Raw genomic sequence first — 22,881 nt, forward strand, 5'->3', positions numbered from 1 at the left:
CGAGATTCACGCCAACACGGACTATTCTTCGCAGGCAAAGGCCAGTATTCGACCCAGCATCTCGTCGCAGCCAGCCAGTTGCGCGATGCTGACGAACTCATCGGGCTTGTGCCCCTGCGCCATGCTGCCGGGCCCGCACACCACCGTCGCTATGCCTGCCTGATCGAACAGCCCGCCTTCGGTACCGAACGCCACCGTGGAAAACGCCCGCGAACCGCTGAACCGTGCGATCAAGCCAGCGGCCTCGCTGGCATGGCTCACGTCCAGGCCCGGATAGCTGGACAACTCGCTGAAGCGAATGGCGCTCTGGCCACCGACCGCCTGCATGGCCGGCAGCAACGTGTGCTCGGCGTAACCTTGCAGGGCATGGGTGAGTTGCCGCGGATCATCGGCGGGCAGCGAGCGCACCTCGAAATCGAAACGGCAATGCTGGGGTACGATGTTGAGCGCCGTACCGCCCGCGATCACCCCCACCTGCACCGTGGAAAACGGCGGATCGAAGCGCTCGTTGCGTGCATCCGGGGTTTGCAGCGCATCGCCCAACCGGCCCAGTTCGGCAATCAACCGCGCGGCGTACTCGATGGCATTGACCCCGCTGGGCGCATGGGCCGAGTGACAAGCCAGCCCCTCTACCTCGCAACGCATCGCCAGCTTGCCCTTGTGGCCGAGCACGGGCGCCAGCTCGGTCGGTTCGCCGATCACGCACAACATCGGCTGCACCGGCCGGTGACGCAACGCTTCGAGCAGCGAGCGCACACCCAGGCAGCCGACTTCCTCATCGTAGGACAAGGCGATGTGCAGCGGCCTGCGCAGGGGTGCCTCGACCCATGCCGGTACCTGCGCCAGTACGCAGGCGATGTAGCCTTTCATGTCGGCGGTGCCGCGGCCGTACAGGCGCCCATCCGCTTCGCTCAGCTGAAACGGCGGATGGGTCCAAGCCTGGCCGTCTACCGGCACCACATCGGTATGGCCCGACAGGACGATGCCCGGCACATGGTCAGGGCCGATGCTGGCGAACAGATTGGCCTTGCTACGAGCCTCGTTGTAGATCAGCTCGCTGCTCACGCCGTACTCTGCCAGGTAGCCCTGAACGAATTCGATCAGCGCCAGGTTCGACTCGCGACTGGTGGTGTCGAAGGCCACCAACTGCGCCAGCAGATCACGGCTGGCGCTCATCGGGCGTCTCCCGGCACGCCGTAACCCGGCGCCACCGCCGGATTCAAAGCGCGGTCGATATAGTCCTGCATCTGCGGTCGATAGGCCTGCCACAGCTGCTGCAACTCACCCAAAGGATCATGCTCGGCCCAGTCCACTCGCAGGTCGACGACGGGCCACGGCAGCTCACCTACTACTTTCAGCGCCGCAGAGTGCACCGGCCCGGCTTCGCCACCGGCGGCCAGCCCGGCCAGCATGGCATGCAGCAAGCGCTCGGCCAGGTGCCCGGAGGCCTCTTGGAACGCCTCGACCACAGCGTCGACCACCGCAGTGGCGGCCAGCATGTTGCCTGCCGCTACGCATTGCTCACCGCTGCGCGCATGGTGAATGCCCAAGGTCTGGCTACCACTGACATGGGCGCTGCGCCCCTGCGCATCGAGGGCGATGATCTGCCGGTACTCACCGAAACCGTCGCGCCCCAGCACCTGCTGCAACGCCTCGGCAGGCGACACCTGCTGTTCGAGCAGCACAAGCGTCTGCGGGCCGAGGGCTGGCAGGGTGATGTTCTGTGACGACACCGCCCCCACACCGGCCAGCAGCCACGGGCAGCGGGCGCCCACAGCGATGCTCGAAGAACTGATGGCGATGCCCAACTGGCCGGTTTCGGCGCAGCGTGCCGCAATGGAAAAGGTCATGGCAGGGAACTCCTCATTCCGGGATGACGGCGATCACGTCGATTTCCATCAACCACTGCGGTTGGCCGAGGGCCGACACCACCAGGCCCGTGGAAATCGGGAAGACTCCTTTGAGCCAGCGGCCGACGACGTGATAGACCGGCTCGCGATAGCGCGGATCGATGATGTAGGTAGTGGTCTTGACGATATGCGACAGGTCGCTGCCCGCCTCTTCCAGCAACTGCTTGACGTTTTTCATGGCCTGCTCGGCCTGCGCGGCCGGGTCACCGAGCCCCACGAGGTTGCCGTCGAAATCGGTGCCCACCTGGCCACGCACATAGACGGTATTGCCGGCCCGGACAGCTTGGCACAGGTCATTGTCCAGGCTCTGGTTGGGGTAGGTGTCCTTGGTGTTGAACATCCGAATGCGGGTATGGGTAACCATGAACGAAACTCCTTGGCGTAGGCGTCGAGGTGACGCCACACAGTAGTGATCAACAGCTGCGATCAAGCGTGGGCGCGCAACGCGGCGGGCAAGTCCGCGGCCGACCTGGATTCGTCGTAGGCGCGGTATTTGCGCTGGGTGGCGATCTGGTCGGCGACATGCCGGGCGTCGTGCCATACGCCCCAGATAAACGCCGAACCGCGCCGCGACAACCATGGCAGACCGACGAAATAGATGCCTTGTTCGCTGCTCACGCCGCGCTGGTGACGCGGCTTGCCGTTGGCGTGGAAGGCGTCCACCTGCAGCCAGCTGTAGTCTTGCGAATAACCGGTGGCCCAGATGATCGTGGCCACGCCCGCCTCGGCCAGGTCCAGCGCCTGCAGCGGCTGGGCGATGCACGCCGCGTCGGCTACGCGCTCGCGGGCAGTGGGTTCCAGGGGCAAGTCCAGGCCGTTGCGCTCGGCATAGGCATCGGCCGCATCGAGCAGGGCCAGATAGTTCTCGTCACCCCGGTCGAGGTTGTCGTTCAGGTCCTGGGCAAAGGTGACGGTGCCATCGGCAAAGCGCTCGGTCAGGCCGACCAGCACCATCCCGGCTTGCGCCAAGCGACGAAAGTCCACGGTATGCCCGCCGCGGGCGCCACTGACGGCAATGGTGACGTGCTCGCGGCCCGCTTGCACGGTTTCGCTGTCCCACAGCCCGAGCACACCCAGCCACCAGCAGAAATCCCGTCCGCGGTAAGCGCGCGGTGGCCGATCGTGCGGACCGACCGACAGGTAGACCTTGCGTCCTGCGCGCAGCAGCTCCTCGGCGATCTGCACCCCGGATGACCCCGCACCGACCACCAGCACCGCGCCTGCGGGCAATTGCTCGGGGTTGAAATAGTGCGCCGAATGGATCTGGTGAAGCGTTGAATCAGTGGGCGCGATGGCCGGGATGACCGGTTTCTGGAACGGCCCGGTGGCCGACACCAGATGCTTGACCGAATAGGTGCCCGCGCTGGTTTCCACGGTGAAGCCGGCGCGACCGACGTTGCGCGTCACTCGCTTGACCTCCACACCGGTCTTGATCGGCGCGTCGAATGTGCGGGCATAGGCTTCGAAATAATCGGCCACCTGCTCCTTGCCGGCGAAGCCATCCGGGTCCATGTCGAATTCCAGGCCGGGGAACCGATCGTGCCAGGCCGGGCCGTTGGCCACCAATGAGTCCCAACGGCCCGAGCGCCAGGCTTCGGCGATGCGAGCCCGCTCCAGTACCAGGTGAGGGATGCCCAGACGGCTCAGGTGCTCGCTCATGGCCACCCCGGCCTGTCCAGCACCCACTACCAGGGTGTCTATTTCGGTAATTTGTTGGTTCATCTTGGCATCCTTCGGCAGGCCGTCAGGGCTTGCCGCTGTCTTCATGAAAATTCGAAAGCCGGGCACACGGCGTCCTGCGGCACCCGCGAGGCTGTGCAGAGCGCTCAGTGGATGTCGGGTGCTCAGTCCACCAGCGAGGGATCCGCCTGAATCATCAGGTGCTTCATTTCTTCGAAATGGCGCTGGGAAAAATCGCTGATCTTCTCCCAGTCCCGCGCAGTCTTTTCCGCCACGTCGTCAGCCAGCACCTTGAGCGGCTGACCGGTCGACCAGGCGGTTACCAGAATCTGGCAGGCACGCTCCAGGGTCCAGATGTCATCGAACGCCTCACCCACCGTGGGCGCAGTGACGATGACACCATGGTTGCCCATCAGCAGCCGGCTCTTGTCCTCCAGCAGGCTGGCCAGGCGCGCACCCTCGGCGCTGGTATCGGCCATGCCGCCATAGAGCTCATCCACCGCGACGCGGTTGAAATAGCGCGCCGTGTTCTGGTCGACCGGCACGATCCTGGGCTGCGCCAGGCAGGCCACGGCGGTGGTGTAGACCGGGTGCAGATGCAGCACCACACGGGCATCGGGCAGGCGCTGGTGAACCTGGCCGTGGATCGACCAGGCAGTGGCATCCACGTCCGGGCGCTGCGCGGCTTCCGCATCGTCGGCATCGAGCAGCAACAGATCACTGGCCCGCAGGCGGGAAAAATGCACCCATTTGGGGTTGAGCAGAAACTGCTTGCCGTCGGCGCTGATGGCCGCACTGAAATGGTTGGCGACCGCCTCATGCATGCCCAGGTGGGCGATGATACGGAACGTCGCCGCCAGGTCGACGCGCGTCTGTTCTTCGAAACTCAGGGCCATGTCGCTGGGCACTCCGTTGGCACGTACCCGCGACGATCCGCGGGTACTGATGGCTGATCTTGACGTGCGCTATCAGGGCTTGGGCATCAATGTGGCGATGTCATCGGCGGTCGGCGCCTGGAACTTGTACTTGGCCAGCAGGGCGGCGTACTCCGGGGTCTTGCTGTACTTTTCCAGGCCTTCGACGAGCGCGTTTCTGACGGCATCGTTGCCCTTCTTCACGCCGAAGCCGTTGAGCACCGGGTAGATCAGGGTCTGCGAGGAAATCACTACGCGATTGCCCAGCTTGTCGACCACACCACGGGCGACCGCCGCATCGGTGATCTGCGCCTCGACTGCGTGCGCCAGCATGGCCTGGGTTGCCTGTGGATCGGTGCCGTACTCGCTGATGGCAATCGGCTGCAGGCCATTCTTCACGCAATATTCGGCAGACAGCTTCTGCAACTGCTGCAGCCAGGACGTGGCACCCATGGAGCCGATCTTGTGGCCGCAGAACTCTTCGGGCGTCTTGGGCTGATAGTCACTGCCCTTCACTGCAAGTATCGACTCGCCACTTTTCAGGTAAGGGACCATGTCGATCACCTTCAGGCGGTCGGCGGTGATGTACATCGACGAGTTGGTGATATCGAACCGTCCGGCCTGCAGTCCGCTGATCAGGTTGGGAAAGCGCGTGTCGATGTTTTCCGCAGTCATGCCCATGACCTTGGCCAGACCGTCGAGAAATTCGATATCGAAGCCGGCGGGTTTGTTCTTCTCCATGTACTCGTAGGGGAAGAACGTCATATCGGAACCGGCGACGATCTTGCCGGGCTGCTGGAACGCCGAAGCGCTCAACGAGCTGGCAGCCAGGACGGCGCCGAACACGGCCATGGCAACGGGGCGGACGATCAGGCTTGGCAATTTCATGGGGTATTCCTCGCAGTCAATGGAGTCAGACAGTCGTCAGGTCGGTACCGGCCTGCTGGACGAAAAACGATGCACCCTTGGGTTTCTGGGGCAGGCGAACGTGGTGATCGGTGCTGCGCACCAGGCCGCTCTCGCGCCCGGCCACCAGAAGCCCGGCGTGCTCGCTGGGCAGCGGGTTGTCGGCCAGCGGCAAAGCGTCCTCGGCGGCGTAGACGCTGATGAACAGGGTTCGCGGATCTTCGGTGTGGTTGGGGCTTGAGGCATGCAGCAGACGGGTGTGCATGAAGCACACCGAACCGGGCGGACCGAAGCAGGCCACCGGCGCCTGGCAGTGCTCATCGACCACGGCATCGGCCACCGCACCGGTAAAACGCTCGTCGTGCCAGTGCGACCACAGCGGGCCTGTGTGGCTGCCGGGGATGACCTTGAGCGGGCCGTTCTGCGGGGTCACTTCGCTGACCATCAACAGCGCCGTCACCAGGTCATCGTTGCTGTGCGGGGTGAACAGGAAATCCTGGTGCCATTTCACCTGGGTGGCGGTGTGCGGCAGCTTGGAGTTGATCTTGCTGTGGTGGAAGCGCGTGCCGGTACCGCCGATGAGTTGCCCGGCAATCTCGGCCATGCGCGAGGCGAAGGCGGCCTGACGATACGCCGGCGAAATCTCGGTGGGCGAGGCCACGCGGCGCAGCGAAGGATGGTCCGCGCGGTGATCGCTTTCCACATCGAAGCGAGGGCGCCCATCCAGTGTTTCACCCCAGGCCAGGGACTGGCTGCGGCTGTCCTGAACCCACTGGTCGAAGTCCTGTTGCAGCGCGGCGACTTCAGGCGCAGCCAGCACGTCCTCCACGACCAGAAAGCCATCTTGATGAAACCGGTCTATCTGCCATTGCTCGATCATGTTTGCTACTCGCACCAGTTAGGTTGGATTCAAGCCAACGAGACATCTTTGAGGAACGCTTCCACCCGCGGGTTGTGCCCGCTACGCAGCGCCTGCGGGCTGTCATCGCAGACCACGCGGCCCTTCTCCATGAAGACGATGCGATCGGACACCTTGAAGGCGAAATTCATTTCGTGGGTCACGATGATCATGGTGATGCCTTCGCTGGCCAGCGCTTCGATGACCTGCAACACCTCGTTGACCTTCTCAGGGTCGAGCGCCGAGGTGGGTTCGTCGAACAGCATGATCTGTGGGCGCATCATCAGTGCGCGAGCAATCGCCACGCGTTGCTGTTGGCCACCGGACAACTGATGCGGGTACTTCCAGGCATGGTCGAGCATGCCGACCTTGTGCAGCAGGGCGTAGGCCTGCTGCCGGAGATCGGCCAGCGGCGCCAGGCGGTGATAACGCGGGGCCATGAGCAGGTTGTTGAGCACGGTCATGTGCGGGAACAGGTTGAAGCTCTGGAACACCATGCCGATGTTCAGGCGATGCTCGGCGTGTTCTACATAGCGCTGCGGCTGTGCGCCCTGTCGGTCCAGGTGAATGAACGGCTGGCCGTTGATCTTGATCTCACCGTTGTCGATCTGCTCCAGCCCGTTGAGCAGGCGAATCAGCGTGGTCTTGCCCGAGCCCGAAGGGCCGATGACCGAAACCACTTCACCCGGCTGGATCTGCAAGCTCACCGCGCCCAGTACTTCGACGTCGTTGTAGGCCTTGTGCAGCTTGGTCGCCTGCAGCGCGGGGCCAGTCGAATCGCTGTTGGGCCGCGCCACAGCAGCCTTGTGCTCGGTGGCCAGCCGTAGCACTTCGGCATCGGGCAGGCGCGCGGCCTTGGTCTGGGTCACGTCCAGATAGCGCTCCAGGCGTTTGAGCAGAAAGTCGAACACGGTCACGATCAGCACGTAGAAGAACGCCACTCCGGCCATGGTTTCCATGACCAGGAAGTTCTGCGAGTACAGGCGCTGACCCACCATGAGGATCTCGGTCAACGAGATCACCGACACCAGCGAGCTGAGCTTGACGATGGAGATGAACTCATTGGTGAGCGAAGGCAGCGCCACCCGCAATGCCTGGGGAATGACGATGCGCCATTGCGTGCCCGCAAACCGCAGGCCCAGGGCCCGGGCGGCCTCGCTCTGGCCCTTGGCGATGGACAGCAAGCCACCACGATGGATCTCTGCGACGTAGGCGGTTTCACTGAGCACCAGCGCGATCAGGCCAGCCCAGAACGGGTTGGCCAGTACGGCCGATGTGGACGGCATCGCCTGCGGCAGGTTGTAGACGAATATCAGCAGCACCAACAGCGGCAGACTGCGAAACAGCCAGATATAACCGCGCGCTGGCAGATTGATCAATGGACGGGTGGACTGCTTCGCCAGGGCCAGAACAAAGCCCAGCACGATACTGATGACCCAGGTCAATACACTGAGTTGAATCACGGTCCAGGCCGCCATCCAGAACTCGGTATCGCTGAGCAGACCAAACATGTATTTCCAGTCAAACGTCATCGTCGGCTCGCTCGGCAAGGTCAATAGTGATGGGTGACTTCCTGTCGGATCTGAACTTCGAACGTTGCCCGTTCTGCCCGTCTTGAAACCATCATGATTGATGCCAGGTCGTGCCGAAATTAGTAAATTCGAGCCCCTTGCATAGGAAAAACCTAAGCAGGAGCGGCTCGGGTAGTTCGCTACAGAAGACTTCGTGCGCTACGCAGTGAAACAACCACGACCTTCGAAAAGTCCGTGCACGGTATTGGCGCGGTAAACTTCCAGTCCGTGCGAACATGGGGCGTTTCGCTGCGCAAAGGCAAAACTGCCGTATTTGCTGGATGTGCCGGAATGTCGCAGCCAGGAGCGCCCTGGTGAAGCAGGCTGCCGCGCCGTGCCACGGGAACATCCCGCAATGCTGGCGATATGGCCAGGCCAGTACTGGCATGGTCTTCGCACAGCCTTGGCAAAGATAGGTAAAACCTATTCAGCCAGCGCATCGCGGAACAGCGCTGCACAGGAGTCGAACGTGATGCACTTTACCCTGCGGCAACTTAAATACTTCGTGGCTGCCGTAGAACAGGACAGCATTGCCGAAGCGTCCAGACAACTGCATATATCCCAGCCGTCCATCTCGGTTGCCATCAAGAATCTGGAAGAAGCCTTCAACCAACCCTTGTTCGTTCGCCATCATGCCCAGGGTGTTTCACTTACCGCTGGGGGCGGCAGGATCTATGAGAAGGCCAAGGAGTTGTTGCGCCTGTCCCAGGAATTGGAACAGGACTCACGCGCCGAGAATGGCAATGTTTCCGGCACTATTGCCATTGGCTGTTTCGAATCGGCAGCGCCTTTGTACATGCCCAAGTTGGTGGCTGGATTCAAAAGCCTGTACCCGGAAGTTTCCATTCAGTTGTATGACGGCGAACAACATGAATTGATGCATGGCCTGCACCGGGGTCGCTTCGACCTGGCTTTTCTCTACGATCTGGAGCTGGGCACGACCATACACAAACAGGCCCTCAACGCACCGCACAAGCCCTACGCGCTGCTGCCTGTCGAGCATCCCTTGGCACAACAGCCGTCCGTGACCTTGCAGGCCCTGAGCCAGGAGCCGATGATCCTGCTCGACGCCGTCCCCAGTCGCAGCTACTTCATGGATATCTTCACCGAAAAGGGCTATGCGCCAGTGGTCGCCTACAGCTCCCCTTCCATTGAAATGGTGCGCTGCATGGTAGGGCAAGGTCTGGGGTTTTCGGTGCTGGTGACGCGGCCGTGTACGCAGATGACATACGACGGCAAGCTGCTGGCTCATCTGGAGATCGAAGACGATATGCCTGCCTCGACCTTGGTGATGGCGCACCTGCGCAACAACCAGCCAAGTCGGGCGACCCGGCTGTTCATGGAATACTGTTCAAGTGTGGAGCTGACGCCACCTGGGGCGGCGGCGCCTGCGATCGAGGCAGAGCGAGAGGCTTACTGCCCGAATTGATTTTCGCCCAGGATCAACTGACCCTGCTTGTTCACAGGGATCTGCGAACCGGGATCACGATCCATGCGCACCTGGCCAACCTTGCCATCGAGCTGGTACTTCACGTTGTAGCCAACGACCTTGTCGCTGATGTCATTGACGGTGTTGCAGCGCGTCTGGGTGGTGGTGTAGGTGTCACGGCCTTGCATGCCTTCCTGCACCTTGTTGCCTGCATAGCCACCGCCGACGGCACCGGCCACGGTCGCGATCTTCTTGCCATTGCCACCGCCGACCTGGTTGCCGAGCAAACCACCTGCCACTGCACCAAGGACGCTGCCAACGATCTGATGCTGGTCCTGAACGGCCTTCTGCCGAGTCACGGTGACGTCCTTGCACACTTCGCGAGGCGTCTTGATCTGCTGCTTGATCGGCTCTGCGGCCAATACGTCAGCGTACTCGGGGCCCTTGTTCACGAGGCTGTAGGTTGCAACGGCACCTCCGGCTGTAACACCGACTGCACCGAGCACTGCACCAATCAGCAACGATTTATTCACTTTGAACCTCCTGACTACAATCATGGCACGAAGCCACGTTTCCATGCCTTGGAGCATAAAAAAAGGCGCGAGTTCAATACTCGCGCCTTTCGGGTTTTGCCGCCGGGACAGTCGAACGTCTTATGGACGGTCGTCGACCTGGTCCTTGGCCACTGGAGGAATCAGATCCTCGCTGCTCAGGTTCAGCCAGATCAGTACCACGTTGGCGATGTAGATCGACGAGTAGGTACCGGCCATCACCCCGATGAACAGCGCCAGCGAGAAGCCCCACAGGTTGTCGCCACCGAAGAACATCAGTGCGGCGATGGCCAGCAAGGTCGACACCGAGGTCGCCACAGTTCGCAGCAGCGTCTGCGTGGTGGACACGTTGATGTTCTCGATCAAGGACGCCTTGCGCATCACCCGGAAGTTCTCGCGAACCCGGTCGAATACCACGATGGTGTCGTTGAGCGAGTAACCGATGATGGCCAGTACCGCCGCCAGCACTGTCAGGTCGAAGGTGATCTGGAAGAACGACAGCAGGCCGACGGTGACGATCACGTCGTGGATCAACGAGAGGATCGCGCCGACTGCGAACTTCCACTGGAAGCGGAACGCCAGATAGATGAGCACGCCGCCCAGCGCCAGCAGCATGCCGAGGCCGCCCTGGTCGCGCAGTTCTTCACCCACCTGCGGACCGACGAATTCGACGCGCTTGACCGTGGCAGGGTTGTCGCCCCCGACCGTCTGCAGCGCCGCCGCGACCTGGTTGCCCAATTGCGGGTCTTCACCCGGCATGCGCACCAGCAGGTCGGTGGTAGCACCGAAGTTCTGCACCACGGCATCGTGATAACCGGCTTTCACCAGCTCTTCACGCACCAGGCCCAGGTCGGCCGGCTTTTCGTAGGTCAGCTCGATGAGCGTACCGCCGGTGAAGTCCAGCCCGTAGTTCATGCCCTTGTGAAACATGCTGAACAACGCCAGCACGGTAAGGAGCACGGTGATGGCGAACGCAATATTGCGAACGCCCATGAAGTTGATGGTACGTAACATGGCAGCCCCTTAAATCCACAACTTCTTGAAGTCCCGACCGCCGTAGATCAGGTTGACCATTGCGCGGGTCACCATGATGGCCGTGAACATCGAGGTAAAGATCCCGAGGGACATGGTGACGGCGAAGCCCTTGACCGGGCCGGTGCCCATGGCGAAGAGAATGCCGCCGACCAGCAGCGTCGTCAGGTTGGCATCGATGATCGCGGTGTAGGCGCGGTCGAAACCTTCGTGAATGGCGCGCTGGATGCTCATGCCATTGGCGATTTCCTCACGTATGCGCGAGAAGATCAGCACGTTGGCGTCCACCGCCATGCCCATCGTCAGCACGATACCGGCAATGCCCGGCAGCGTCAGGGTTGCCCCCAGCAGCGACATCAGCGCCAGCAGCATGACCATGTTCAAGGCCAGTGCCACGGTGGCGATCACACCGAAGAAGCGGTAGATGGCAATGATGAACAGCGAGACGAACAGCATGCCCCACAACGATGCATCGACACCCTTGGTGATGTTGTCGGCACCCAGGCTCGGGCCAATGGTACGTTCTTCGGCGAAGTACATCGGTGCCGCCAGACCACCGGCACGCAACAGCAGCGCCAGTTCGGATGACTCACCCTGGCCGTTGAGGCCGGTAATGCGGAACTGGCTGCCCAGCGGCGACTGGATGGTCGCCAGGCTGATGATCTTCTTCTCTTCGGTGAAGGTCTGTACCGCAACGTCCTTCTCGACACCATTGACCGTCTGCTTGACGTAGCGCGTAGTCGGGCGCTGCTCGATGAAGATCACCGCCATGCTGCGGCCAACGTTGCTGCGCGTGGCGCGGCTCATGAGGTCGCCGCCGTGACCATCGAGCTTGATGTTCACCTGTGGCTGGCCGTGTTCGTCGAAGCTGGCCTGGGCATCGGTAACCTGGTCACCGGTGATGATCAGGCCACGTTCGACTGCCGCGGGAGCACGGTTGCCCTCGCGGAACTCGAAGGTTTCGGTAGTCGCCTTGGAATCATCCGGACCGGCACCGAGACGGAACTCGAGGTTGGCGGTCTTGCCGAGGATACGCTTGGCTTCGGCAGTGTCCTGCACGCCCGGCAACTCGACCACGATGCGGTTGGCACCCTGGCGCTGGACCAGTGGCTCGGCCACACCCAGCTCGTTGACCCGGTTACGCACCGTGGTCAGGTTCTGCTTGATGGAGTACTCGCGGATCTCCGCGACCTTGGCCTGGGTCATGGCCAGGCGCAGCACCGACAACTCGCTGCGCTCGCTGGCAGTCAGGTCGAAATCGGTGAAACTCTTGCGGATCAGGGCTTGTGCCTGGTCGCGGGTAGCGGTGTCGATGAAGCCCAGCTGAATGGCGCCGTCCTGCTGCGGCAGGCTGCGGTAACGCACGCGCTCCTTGCGCAGCAGCGTCTTGACTTCGCCTTCGTAGACTTTCATGCGGGCGTCGAGCGCCTTGTCCATGTCGACTTCGAGCAGGAAGTGCACGCCACCGGACAGGTCGAGGCCCAGCTTCATCGGGCTTGCACCCAGGCTGCGCAACCACGGCGGCGTGGTCGGGGCCAGGTTCAGGGCCACTACGTAGTCATCGCCCAGCGCCTTGCGCACGACATCCTTGGCCGGCAACTGGTCTTCGGCCTTGGTCAGGCGCAGCAGACCGCCCTTGCCGTTTTCGGCCAGGCTTGCGGATTTGACCTGGATGCCGGCGGCATTGAGTGCCGTGCCGACGCGATCCAGATCTGCCTGATTGACCTGCAGCGAAGTGCTCGCGCCGCTGACCTGGATGGCCGCGTCATCAGGATAGAGATTAGGTGCGGAATAGATAAAACCGATCGCCAGCACCGCCAGGATCAGTACATATTTCCACAGAGGGTATTTGTTCAGCATCACGCCGCCCGTTCAAGACGCGGGGCGCCTTGCGCGCCCCGACATGGGTAAAAGTCTGCAGCTTAGATCGCTTTGAGCGTGCCTTTGGGCAGGGTCGCGGCGATGGCGCCCTTCTGGATTTTCAGCTCGACGGTGTCGGACACTTCGATGACCACGAAGTCGTCGGTGACCTTGTTGATCTTGCCGGCGATGCCGCCACTGGTGACCACTTCGTCACCTTTCTGCAGGTTGCCCAGCAGGTTTTTCTGTTCCTTGGCACGTTTGGCCTGCGGACGCCAGATCATCATGTAGAAGATGACCAGGAAACCGACCAGGAAAATCCACTCGAAGCCAGAGCCGGCAGGGCCAGCAGCCGGTGCAGCGGCGTCCGCGAAAGCGGCGGGGATCAAAAAGCTCATTCAACGCTCCAGTTACTTAGAAGTTATTGACTTAAAGTCTTTATAAAACGGTCAGTCCAAGGGCGGCACGGGCAGCCCGCGCTTGGCATAGAAGGCATCGACAAAGGCGGCCAATGTACCCTGTTGAATAGCCTCGCGCAAACCAGCCATCAGCAGCTGGTAATGACGCAAATTGTGGATGGTATTCAACATGCTACCGAGCATTTCGCCACACTTGTCCAGGTGATGCAGATAAGCGCGCGAGAAGTTGCGGCAGGTATAGCAATCGCAGGTAGGGTCCAGCGGCGAATCATCGTGGCGATGGAACGCGTTGCGGATCTTCAGCACGCCCGTGTCGATGAACAGATGCCCGTTGCGCGCATTGCGCGTCGGCATCACGCAGTCGAACATGTCGACGCCGCGGCGCACACCCTCGACCAAGTCTTCGGGTTTGCCTACCCCCATAAGGTAACGAGGTTTGTCAGCCGGCATCAGGCCCGGCAGGTAGTCGAGCACCTTGATCATTTCATGCTTGGGCTCGCCCACCGACAGGCCGCCGATGGCCAGGCCATCGAAACCGATCTTGTCCAGGCCTTCGAGCGAACGCATGCGCAGGTTCTCGTGCATGCCGCCCTGAACGATGCCGAACAGCGCCGCGGTGCTTTCGCCATGCGCGTCCTTGGACCGTTGCGCCCAGCGCAGCGACAGCTCCATGGAGGTGCGCGCGGTGTGCTCGTCGGCCGGGTAAGGCGTGCACTCGTCGAAAATCATCACCACGTCCGAGCCCAGGTCGCGCTGGACCTGCATCGATTCTTCCGGCCCCATGAACACCTTGGAACCGTCCACCGGGGAAGCGAAGTACACGCCCTCCTCCTTGATCTTGCGCATGGCGCCCAGGCTGAACACCTGGAAACCACCGGAGTCGGTCAGAATCGGCCCTTTCCACTGCATGAAGTCGTGCAGGTCGCCGTGCGCCTTGATCACCGCAGTGCCCGGGCGCAACCACAGGTGGAAGGTGTTGCCCAGAATCATCTGCGCACCGATCGCCTCGATGTCGCGCGGCAACATGCCCTTGACCGTGCCATAGGTGCCCACCGGCATGAACGCCGGGGTTTCCACCACGCCACGGGGGAAGGTCAGGCGGCCACGACGGGCCTTGCCATCGGTGGCCAGCAGTTCGAACGACATACGACAGGTGCGACTCATGCTTGATCCCCTGGCGCGGCTTCGCTGGGACCGCGAGGCGCCGGATTGCGGGTGATGAACATGGCATCACCATAACTGAAGAAGCGGTACTCGTTGGCCACCGCTGCCGCATAGGCCGCCATGGCTTCGGGATAACCCGCGAACGCCGAGACCAGCATCAGCAGCGTGGACTCCGGCAAATGGAAATTGGTGACCAGGGCATCGACCACATGGAACGGTCGCCCCGGAAAGATGAAGATGTCGGTATCGCCACTGAACGGCTTCAACACGCCGTCACGCGCCGCGCTTTCCAGCGAGCGCACGCTGGTGGTGCCTACCGCCACCACGCGACCACCGCGGGCCTTGCACGCCTGCACCGCGTCGACCACGTCCTGACTGACCTCCAGCCACTCTTTATGCATGTGGTGGTCTTCAAGCTTCTCGACCCGCACCGGCTGGAAGGTACCGGCGCCGACATGCAGCGTCACGAAGGCGGTCTGGACCCCTATCGCCTCGATCTGCGCCAGCAGCGCCTTGTCGAAATGCAGCCCCGCCGTCGGCGCCGCCACCGCGCCAGCCTTCTCGGCGTACACGGTCTGATAGCGCTCGCGATCGGCGCTCTCGTCAGGCCGGTCGATGTAGGGCGGCAACGGCATGTGCCCGACCCGATCGAGCAGTGGCAACACCTCTTCATTGAAGCGCAGCTCGAACAGCGCATCATGCCGCGCGACCATCTCGGCCTCGCCGCCGCCGTCGAGCAAGATCTTCGAACCCGGCTTGGGCGACTTGCTGGAGCGCACGTGGGCCAGCACGCGATGGCTGTCCAGCACGCGCTCGACCAGAATCTCCAGCTTGCCCCCCGATGCCTTCTGGCCAAACACCCGCGCCGGAATCACTCGGGTATTGTTGAACACCATCAGGTCGCCCCGCCTGAGAAAACCGGGCAGATCGGTGAATTGACGATGATCCAGCGCACCGGACGGCCCGTCGAGGACCAACAGGCGGCTGCCATGGCGCTCCGCCAACGGATGGCGAGCGATCAGGGAATCAGGAAGCTCGAAAGAGAAATCGGCGACACGCATGATAGGGTTCGGCTGTATAGGGCTGAAAATTCTAGCAAAAATCTGCAAAATTGACCATGAAAGCTGATTGACCAGTGGTCGCGCCCTCTCTATACTTCGCCGCCTGTAAGCCCTGATGGCGGAATTGGTAGACGCGGCGGATTCAAAATCCGTTTTCGAAAGGAGTGGGAGTTCGAGTCTCCCTCGGGGCACCAAATCAGAAAAAAGACCTTCGCGAAGGTCTTTTTTTTCGTCTGCGATTTCTCCCACTCCCGTTGCAGGGGCGGCAAGTGGCCGCGAAGGCGCCAGCCCAATCGCTACCACTTCCGCACCCATCCGTCGCCCGACAGGCCCCGCCCCGACCACTGTTGTCCCCACCTTCTCTTGAACTGTACCTCCCGCCGCTCGCTTGATGCGCCTACCCTGTGAACTCAATCCACAGGAGCGTTCGTCATGCCGGATGCAGCCAACCTCTACCTGTTCGTTATCGCCGCGATGCTTCTGTTGGTCGTTCCCGGACCGAACATGGCCTTCGTCACCAGCCACGCGCTGGCACACGGTTGGCGGGCCGGGGTGGCGGCGGCGTTGGGGATTTCGCTGGCAGACCTGCTGCTGACGCTGTTGGTCAGCGCCGGCATGGGCGCTGTCGTCATGAGTTGGGCGCCTGCCTTCGACTTGTTGCGGCTGGCCGGTGCGTGCTATCTGTTGTGGCTGGCCTGGCAAGCGCTGACGGCGCCGACTGGCGAAAGCGCTGCACCCCGCCCTCTGGGTTCGATCCGCAAGATCTTCATTCGCGCCACGCTCAACAGCTTGCTGAACCCCAAAGGCCTGCTGTTCTTCATGGTGTTTCTGCCGCAATTCGTCACTGTCGGCAACGCCAGTGTGACGGTTCAACTGGTCATGCTGGGTGTGCTGCTTCTGCTGATCTCCCTGGTTTTTCACAGTGTGCTGGCACTGTGTGCCGGAACGCTGCGCGGACGATTGAACAGCATGCCTCGTCGCTGGGCCAATTATGGCTTTGCGAGCGTGATGACAGCACTGGCAGCACGACTTCTATTTCTTGAGCGGCCGATATGACCACTCTCCCGAAGCACCTCCGGACAGGTATCCATCCCGCCTCGTTGGCCCTGTAAACTTCTCCCTCATGCCCCCCGCGAACAAGGAGTTCCGCCCTTCACATGAGTAATGCCTACCGTACATTCTTCGCAACCCCGGGCGTCGTGGCTCTGTTACTGGCGGGTTCCATGGCCCGGCTCCCACAGACCATGATCGGGCTGGGCCTCATCACCATGCTCGTGCATGAAACCGGGCGCTATTGGGTTGCAGGCGCAGTGGCGGGCACTTATACCCTGACCAGCGCCATACTCGGGCCGATGATTTCGAAACTGGTGGATCAGCGCGGCCAGCGCAAGGTGCTGGCGCCCGTCGCGGCGTTCAGTATCGGTATGCTTCTGGCCCTGATCGCCGCCGTGCATTGGCATGCGCCGCTGTCGGTGCTGTTCGTGCTGGCCGCCCTGGCGGGCGTACTCCCCAGTTTCGGCGCAATGATCCGCGCACGCTGGGCCTACCTGTTTCGCGGAAAACCACAACTGCACGCCGCGTACTCCCTGGATACAGTGCTGGTGGAGTTCACCTTCATCGTCGGTCCACCGCTATCCATCGCCTTGAGCAGCGGTCTGTTTCCACAAGCCGGCCCGCTGGTAGCCGCCGTGTTGTTGGCCGTGGGCGTGGTTGCCTTTCTGCGCCAGCATGAAACCGAGCCGCCGCCGGTGCCGGCGGTCAAGGGTCCATCCACGTCTCCGCTGCGCATTCCTGCCTTGCGGATCATCGTGGTGGCGATGCTGGCGCTGGGGTTGCTCGGCGGCTCGGTCGATGTGGCGGTAGTGGCGTTTGCCAAGGAACAAGGCTGGCCAGCCGCCGCCAGCTTTATTCTGGCGGGGTTCGCTGCAGGGTCGATGGTTGCCGGGATCACGTTCGGGACAGTGAGAAGTGGGCTGGCATACGAAACTCAGCTGCTGATCGGCGCGGTATTCACTGCCGTGGCGACGACGTTGCCGATTTTCGCGCCCAATGTGTATTGGCTCACCGGATTGCTGTTCATCACCGGCATGTCGTTCGCACCGACGCTGATCGTGGTAATGAACATCGGCACGAAAATCCTGCCGCCCGGCAAGATCACCGAAGGGCTGACCTGGCTGAGCACAGGGGTCAGTGTCGGCATCGCGATGGGTGGGGCAGTCGCCGGTATGGTCATCGACCACTTCGGTACCCGTGCCGGATTCGCCGTTGCCATCGGTGCCGGGCTGTTAATGCTGACCGCCGTGCTCACAGGGCTGCGTACGCTGCAGGCAACTTCGGCGAGCGAGGTTATCGTGCCTGGCTGACACGCACCTGTCACATCCCCACGCTTACATAGCCCTTTCACTTTCCAAGGGCTATGCCATGACCATGTTCGATCTCAAGCGCCGTCGCCTCGTCCAAGCCGTGGGGGCAGGCTTTCTGTTGCCTGGGCTGGCGCCGGCGGTGATCGCCTCGGTCAAGGACCGGCCACAACTGACTGACGGCGTGCAGTCCGGCGACCTGATGGGCGACAGGGCCATGGTCTGGAGCCGCTGCGACCGCCCGGCACGCATGGTGGTGGAATGGGATACGCGGAGCATGTTCACCAACCCGCGCCGCCTGGTATCGCCACTGGCCGACGCGGGCAGCGATTTCACCGCGCGGGTCGAACTCAGCGGCCTGCCGGTGGACCAGGCGATCTTCTATCGCGTGCAGTTCGAAGACGCGCAGACCGGCGTCAGCAGCGAGCCGTGGTTCGGCCATCTGCGCAGCGAGCCTTCGCAGCGTCGCGACATCCGCTTCGTGTGGAGCGGCGACACAGTGGGCCAGGGTTTCGGCATCAACCCCGACATCGGCGGCATGCGCATCTATGAAGCCATGCGTCTGCGCTTGCCGGATTTCTTCATCCACAGCGGCGATACCATCTACGCCGACGGGCCGGTGCCCGCCACGGTGACCACCGAGAATGGCCGCGTATGGCGCAACATCACCACCGAAGCCAAGAGCAAGGTGGCGGAAACTCTGGACGAGTACCGCGGCAACTACCGCTACAACCTGATGGATGAAAACGTGCGGCGCTTCAATGCCGAGGTGCCGCAGATCTGGCAATGGGACGACCACGAGGTGACCAATAACTGGTCGCCCAGCAAGCAACTCGACGCGCGCTACCAGAACCGCGACATCCGTCATCTGGTTGGCAACGCGCGTCAGGCATGGCTCGAGTACGCGCCCATGCGCCTGCAGCGCGCCGACAACGGCGGGCGTATCTACCGCAAGCTCAGCTATGGGCCGATGCTGGACATATTCGTCCTGGACATGCGCAGCTACCGCAGTGGCAACGACGACAACCTGGCGGCCAAGCCCGAAGCCCGCACGGCGTTTCTTGGACAGGCGCAACTGGACTGGCTGAAGTCCGGGCTCAAAGGGTCGCAGGCCCAATGGAAAGTCATTGCCGCCGATATGCCCATCGGCTTGGGTGTCCCGGATGGAGAAATGAGCCCGGGGGTCGGGCGCTGGGAGGCGATCGCCAATGGCGATGATGGGGCCGCCAAGGGGCGCGAGCTGGAGATCGCCGAGCTGCTCGGCTTCGTGCGCCAGCAGAACGTGGTCAATACGGTCTGGCTGACTGCCGACGTGCACTACTGCGCCGCGCATCACTACCACCCCGACCGCGCCGCCTTCCAGGACTTCGAACCATTCTGGGAATTCGTCGCCGGGCCACTGAACGCCGGCAGCTTCGGCCCCAACCCGTTGGACGCCACCTTTGGCCCACAGGTGGTGTTCCAGAAAGCACCACCGGCCCAGAACACCTCACCGTTCGCAGGTTTCCAGTTTTTCGGTGAAGTACAGATCGAGGGCCAGAGCGGAGAAATGACCGTGCAACTGCGTGATCTGGATGGCGTGGTGGTGTTCGAGAAGAAGCTGCAGCCGGTTTGACGCCCATTGCACAGCACCCATCCGGACAAATAGCCGCGGCGGGGGCGGTGCAATGGCTCAACTGCCAAGGCCCGGCAGTACCAGGCACGCGGCCAACCCTATGAGGGCGGTGCCGATCACCCGATCGACAACGTGTTGTTTCTCCAGCATCCGCCGACGCAGCGGCCCGGACGAGAAGAACAGCGCCACGATGCTGAACCACACCCAGTGCGAGAACGACATGAACAAGCCATAGGCAAAGTTCGTCATTATCGAACTGCCCGCCTGTACGACCTGACTGTAAGTGGCTACCACGAACAGCATGGTCTTGGGATTGAGGGCATTGGTGAAGAAGCCTGTCCGAAATGCGCTGCACAATGACGGCGCCCCGCCTCCCACGTTGGCCAATGCCAACTTGGAGGTGTTGAGCAACGAGCGCACGCCCAGGTAGATGAGATAACCGGCACCCAGCCATTTCATGCCCATGAACAACAGTGGCGACTGAGTGATGATCACGGCGATGCCGAACACGGTGTAGAACACATGCACCTGTACACCGCAAGCAATGCCCAAAGCCGCGATCAAACCACTCTGACGCCCGTAGGCATAGCTGTTGCGGGTGACCATGGCAAAGTCCGGGCCCGGGCTGATGACGGCCAGTACGGTAATCAGGGCGACTGCCAATAATTCGTTCATGATCACGTCCCGTCAACGTTTCTTGAAAGTGACGACCAGGACATCCCGGTGGGCAGGTCGATCGGGGTGTATGGGGATGACGGCGCTGACGCCGTGTCGAACCTGCTCATCGTTGAGCAGGGCGGCTTCCAGTTCATGGATCATCGAGTGCCTTGCCAGCAGCCGCAGGTCATTGTCGTAGATGGACGTCTCGCCCTCCATCACGTTGACTCGATTGACCAGCAGCATGAACACGAAGTCGACGCCATCGCGGTGCACACCTTCAGGTGTCGGGGACGCCGCTCCGCGGGATGCATCGATACGGAACTGATGCGCTTCGATATGCCAGGCACTTTGCCCAGCGAGGACGCCGAGAAAGGCGCAGCACAGGTCCATCACTGCCGAAAACACCTTGCCTGAGCAGACCTCGGTCGTGAACGGCGCGTAATGCCGGACGATGCCGCCGTTGAGGCCGTTGTGCTCGACGTTCTGGTAATGCGGTCGATGAGCGCAAGCCTGCCAGTGGCGACTGCCTTGCTCGATGGAGAGGGTCGCATGGCGACGCAGGCGATAGGTGCCGCCATCCCCCATGAATGTATCCTGCTGCAGATGATCCCAGCTTTGCCGAAACTGTTCCCAGTCCTGGATGAAGCCAGGCACGACGGTGTCCAGCAAGTGAGCGACCGTGGGAGGCTGCAGAAAGGCGAAGCCACTGTGAGCCACGCTTTCACATACATCGTTGATTGACGGCTCGAAAAGCCTCAGTCCAATGGCGCTGCTCGGCATTGCACGCTTATGCATATCTTCCATGGATTCTCTCCATTTTATTGGTAAGGCTGCCAAAATGCCCGGCAACGAGCGCAATCATGGAGTTTTGCGCAGGCAGGAAAAAACGATTTATAGTCGTCGAAACCTGTGAGATTTCGTCGTTCGTATGAGCCTTCCGCCCCTCGCCTCTTTCCGCTTTTTCAACGCCGCTGCGCAGAACCAAAGCTTCATGAAGGCGGCCGAGCAACTGCACGTGACGCACGGCGCGGTCAGCCGCCAGATTCGCTCGCTGGAAGACGCGTTGGGGGTGGAGCTGTTCGATCGGCGCAATCGTGCGGTCTTTCTCAACCACGCAGGACGGCTGCTGCACGACGTCACGCAGCCGATGTTCGAGCAGTTGGAGCAGGCGGTCCGCCAGGTGCAGCAAAAAGCGCGCGAAGACACGCTGGTAGTGTCCTGCGAACCGACGATTGCGATGAAATGGCTGATTCCCCGCCTGCCTGCCTTCCATCAGGCGCACCCGCAGATCCAGATTCAATTGCTGGCGGCGGGTGGGCCGATCGACTTTTCTCGATGCGGCGCTGACCTGGCCATTCGACGCGACGATTTTCGCTGGGACGATTCAGTCGAAAGTGCTGCGTTGTGTCCTGAATGGGTCGGTCCGGTTTGCGCGCCCGCCTTGGCGGAATCGGTGAGGCGATTGAGTGGTGTGCACGTGCTGCGCAGCAGCACACGACCGGCTGCCTGGGAGCAGTGGCTGCGACTGGCGAAGAAAGTGCCCGGGGAAGTGGCAACCGTCGAGTACGAGCATTTCTACCTGTGCCTGCAGGCCGCTACTGCTGCGTTGGGCGTGAGCGTGGCGTCACTGTTGATGGTTCAAGAGGAACTGGCATCCGGGCAATTGGTAGCGCCCTTCGGCTTCACTCGCGATGGTTCGAAGTACGTGGTGCTGTACCCGCGATTGCCGGAAGAAAGCACGAAGTGCGCCGTCTTCAGACAGTGGCTGAACGAGCAGGCAGAGGCATCGGTTGCCCAGACACTTTCCGACGGACGCTGATCCGGTTTCACCCCACCCTGCACGAATTAAAGGTTACCTCAACGACCTTGGGCTACGCTTTGTCTTATAACGCCCACCGTGGCTGGTTGGGCGTTGCGCTGTGCAATCAGCCTGGCGACAACAACCGCGCTAGCAAGCGTGCGAGGGCGAACATGAGCAATTTCGACAAAAACAGTAGCACCACAAACCCCAAGAGCTTGACCGAAAAACTTCTCAAACTCCTTCCATCGACGGCTGTAAAAGGCTATCTGCAGGGTGCCAGCTCATTCGACAAGGGGCGCCCGGACTACCCGAAGGAACTCGACAACTGGCTGCGCGAGATCATGCAGATCAAGCCGCACAGCAAATGGGACCCACCCCATACAACTGTACTCGACCTGGGCTCGGGGACTGGCAAGTTCATTCCGCGGTTGGTCGATATCGGCGCCGAGGTGTTCGCGGTGGAACCGGTTTCCGCCATGCGCGAGAAGCTGGAACTCAACTGGGGCGACAAGCCCTACGTGAAGATACTCGAGGGTGCCGCCGAAGAGATCCCGTTGAAAAACGAATCGGTGGACGCGGTGATCTGCGCGCATTCCTTCCACTGGTTTGCCAAACCCGAGGCCATGAAGGAAATCCACCGGGTGCTCAAGCGCGGCGGACGCCTGGGAATGATCTGGAACCTGCGCGATACCCGCGAGGACTGGGTACGTCAGGTGGCGGACGTGGTCAGCGCGGTGGCCGGTGACAGCCCGCGGTTCTACACCCAACAGTGGCGTGAAATGTTCCCGCACAAGGGCTTCGCCCACCCGCTGGTGGAAAAGCACTTCAGCCATTCGCACACCGGCACGCCGGAAGACGTGATTCTCAACCGGGTGCGCTCCATCAGCTTCATCGCCACCCTCCCCCCTGAACAGCAAGAGCCGATTTACCAGAGAGTCCGCGAAATCATTGCCACCCACCCCCAGCTCAAGGACAAGCAGGAAGTAACCGTGCCCTATGACACCGTGGCCTTTCATACTGTGAAGATTCTCTAGACCACCGTTGGCGCCC

Annotated in this window: 21 protein-coding genes, 1 tRNA gene and 1 pseudogene; 7 read left to right on the top strand and 16 right to left on the bottom strand. The window is 61.8% G+C overall.

Annotated elements, in window-relative coordinates:
- Window positions 1–21 precede the first annotated feature (21 nt).
- From argE to IFT76_RS06940, 8 genes are all read right to left on the bottom strand, one after another.
- Window positions 22–1,176, bottom strand: coding sequence for an acetylornithine deacetylase (gene argE / locus IFT76_RS06905; RefSeq protein ID WP_192057696.1), 1,155 nt, complete (start codon window positions 1,174–1,176; stop codon window positions 22–24).
- Window positions 1,173–1,850: a DUF1028 domain-containing protein gene (locus tag IFT76_RS06910; RefSeq protein ID WP_192057697.1), complete on the bottom strand. Its 678-nt coding sequence runs from the start codon at window positions 1,848–1,850 to the stop codon at window positions 1,173–1,175. The genes argE and IFT76_RS06910 overlap by 4 nt, the downstream gene beginning before the upstream one ends.
- 13 nt (window positions 1,851–1,863) lie before the next feature.
- Window positions 1,864–2,274, bottom strand: a complete 411-nt coding sequence (locus IFT76_RS06915; RefSeq protein WP_122713495.1) for a RidA family protein — start codon at window positions 2,272–2,274, stop codon at window positions 1,864–1,866.
- Between the two features lie 62 nt (window positions 2,275–2,336).
- Window positions 2,337–3,632, bottom strand: a complete 1,296-nt coding sequence (locus IFT76_RS06920; RefSeq protein WP_192057698.1) for a flavin-containing monooxygenase — start codon at window positions 3,630–3,632, stop codon at window positions 2,337–2,339.
- A 122-nt stretch (window positions 3,633–3,754) separates the two neighbouring features.
- Window positions 3,755–4,486, bottom strand: a complete 732-nt coding sequence (locus tag IFT76_RS06925; protein WP_192057699.1) for a class II aldolase and adducin N-terminal domain-containing protein — start codon at window positions 4,484–4,486, stop codon at window positions 3,755–3,757.
- Between the two features lie 72 nt (window positions 4,487–4,558).
- The gene (locus IFT76_RS06930; protein WP_122479562.1) at window positions 4,559–5,392 is read right to left on the bottom strand and encodes a transporter substrate-binding domain-containing protein; all 834 of its coding nucleotides are present in this window, start codon (window positions 5,390–5,392) and stop codon (window positions 4,559–4,561) included.
- Between the two features lie 25 nt (window positions 5,393–5,417).
- Window positions 5,418–6,290 carry a phytanoyl-CoA dioxygenase family protein gene (locus tag IFT76_RS06935; protein ID WP_192057700.1) on the bottom strand — a complete coding sequence of 291 codons (873 nt, stop codon included), beginning with the start codon at window positions 6,288–6,290 and terminating at the stop codon, window positions 5,418–5,420.
- 29 nt (window positions 6,291–6,319) lie between these two features.
- On the bottom strand, window positions 6,320–7,840 hold the full coding sequence (locus IFT76_RS06940) for an amino acid ABC transporter permease/ATP-binding protein (protein ID WP_192057701.1): 1,521 nt from the start codon (window positions 7,838–7,840) through the stop codon (window positions 6,320–6,322).
- A 508-nt stretch (window positions 7,841–8,348) separates the two neighbouring features.
- Between IFT76_RS06940 and IFT76_RS06945 the strand changes: the two genes are divergently transcribed.
- Window positions 8,349–9,308: a LysR substrate-binding domain-containing protein gene (locus tag IFT76_RS06945; RefSeq protein WP_192057702.1), complete on the top strand. Its 960-nt coding sequence runs from the start codon at window positions 8,349–8,351 to the stop codon at window positions 9,306–9,308.
- On the opposite strand, the gene IFT76_RS06950 is transcribed toward IFT76_RS06945, so the two are convergent.
- The 6 genes from IFT76_RS06950 to queA all read right to left on the bottom strand — a co-directional run bounded on the left by IFT76_RS06950 (window position 9,293) and on the right by queA (window position 15,395).
- Window positions 9,293–9,841, bottom strand: a complete 549-nt coding sequence (locus tag IFT76_RS06950) for a glycine zipper 2TM domain-containing protein (RefSeq protein WP_192057703.1) — start codon at window positions 9,839–9,841, stop codon at window positions 9,293–9,295. The genes IFT76_RS06945 and IFT76_RS06950 overlap by 16 nt on opposite strands.
- Before the next feature lie 120 nt (window positions 9,842–9,961).
- Entirely contained in the window at window positions 9,962–10,873 is a 912-nt protein-coding gene (secF, locus tag IFT76_RS06955; RefSeq protein WP_122479566.1) for a protein translocase subunit SecF, read from the bottom strand.
- 9 nt (window positions 10,874–10,882) lie between these two features.
- Window positions 10,883–12,751 carry a protein translocase subunit SecD gene (gene secD, locus IFT76_RS06960; protein ID WP_192057704.1) on the bottom strand — a complete coding sequence of 623 codons (1,869 nt, stop codon included), beginning with the start codon at window positions 12,749–12,751 and terminating at the stop codon, window positions 10,883–10,885.
- A 62-nt stretch (window positions 12,752–12,813) separates the two neighbouring features.
- Entirely contained in the window at window positions 12,814–13,149 is a 336-nt protein-coding gene (yajC, locus tag IFT76_RS06965; protein WP_122479568.1) for a preprotein translocase subunit YajC, read from the bottom strand.
- A gap of 51 nt (window positions 13,150–13,200) precedes the next feature.
- The gene (gene tgt / locus IFT76_RS06970; RefSeq protein WP_163007623.1) at window positions 13,201–14,316 is read right to left on the bottom strand and encodes a tRNA guanosine(34) transglycosylase Tgt; all 1,116 of its coding nucleotides are present in this window, start codon (window positions 14,314–14,316) and stop codon (window positions 13,201–13,203) included.
- A gap of 14 nt (window positions 14,317–14,330) precedes the next feature.
- Complete coding sequence (gene queA / locus IFT76_RS06975; RefSeq protein ID WP_192057705.1) at window positions 14,331–15,395, bottom strand: tRNA preQ1(34) S-adenosylmethionine ribosyltransferase-isomerase QueA; 1,065 nt, start codon at window positions 15,393–15,395, stop codon at window positions 14,331–14,333.
- Between the two features lie 109 nt (window positions 15,396–15,504).
- Here queA and IFT76_RS06980 point away from each other — a divergent pair.
- The 4 genes from IFT76_RS06980 (at window position 15,505) to IFT76_RS06995 (ending at window position 19,370) form a co-directional block, all read left to right on the top strand.
- Window positions 15,505–15,589: transfer RNA gene (locus tag IFT76_RS06980), tRNA-Leu, on the top strand.
- A 238-nt stretch (window positions 15,590–15,827) separates the two neighbouring features.
- Complete coding sequence (locus IFT76_RS06985; protein ID WP_122479571.1) at window positions 15,828–16,451, top strand: LysE family translocator; 624 nt, start codon at window positions 15,828–15,830, stop codon at window positions 16,449–16,451.
- A gap of 101 nt (window positions 16,452–16,552) precedes the next feature.
- Window positions 16,553–17,758, top strand: coding sequence for an MFS transporter (locus tag IFT76_RS06990; RefSeq protein ID WP_192057706.1), 1,206 nt, complete (start codon window positions 16,553–16,555; stop codon window positions 17,756–17,758).
- Window positions 17,759–17,816: 58 nt separating this feature from the next.
- The gene (locus IFT76_RS06995; protein ID WP_122479575.1) at window positions 17,817–19,370 is read left to right on the top strand and encodes an alkaline phosphatase D family protein; all 1,554 of its coding nucleotides are present in this window, start codon (window positions 17,817–17,819) and stop codon (window positions 19,368–19,370) included.
- Window positions 19,371–19,427: 57 nt separating this feature from the next.
- Here IFT76_RS06995 and IFT76_RS07000 read toward each other — a convergent pair whose 3' ends face one another.
- Both IFT76_RS07000 and IFT76_RS07005 read right to left on the bottom strand, forming a co-directional pair.
- The gene (locus IFT76_RS07000; protein ID WP_192057707.1) at window positions 19,428–20,045 is read right to left on the bottom strand and encodes a LysE family translocator; all 618 of its coding nucleotides are present in this window, start codon (window positions 20,043–20,045) and stop codon (window positions 19,428–19,430) included.
- 12 nt (window positions 20,046–20,057) lie between these two features.
- Complete coding sequence (locus tag IFT76_RS07005; RefSeq protein ID WP_122479577.1) at window positions 20,058–20,834, bottom strand: 2OG-Fe dioxygenase family protein; 777 nt, start codon at window positions 20,832–20,834, stop codon at window positions 20,058–20,060.
- 124 nt (window positions 20,835–20,958) lie between these two features.
- Here IFT76_RS07005 and IFT76_RS07010 point away from each other — a divergent pair.
- Together IFT76_RS07010 and IFT76_RS07015 are read left to right on the top strand one after the other, a co-directional pair.
- A pseudogene (locus tag IFT76_RS07010) lies at window positions 20,959–21,919 on the top strand (LysR substrate-binding domain-containing protein).
- 82 nt (window positions 21,920–22,001) lie between these two features.
- Window positions 22,002–22,865, top strand: coding sequence for a class I SAM-dependent methyltransferase (locus IFT76_RS07015; RefSeq protein WP_192057709.1), 864 nt, complete (start codon window positions 22,002–22,004; stop codon window positions 22,863–22,865).
- Window positions 22,866–22,881: the final 16 nt, after the last annotated feature.

The sequence above is a fragment of the Pseudomonas sp. CFBP 13727 genome (assembly GCF_014841915.1).
In the GTDB taxonomy this organism is placed as follows: domain Bacteria; phylum Pseudomonadota; class Gammaproteobacteria; order Pseudomonadales; family Pseudomonadaceae; genus Aquipseudomonas; species Aquipseudomonas baltica.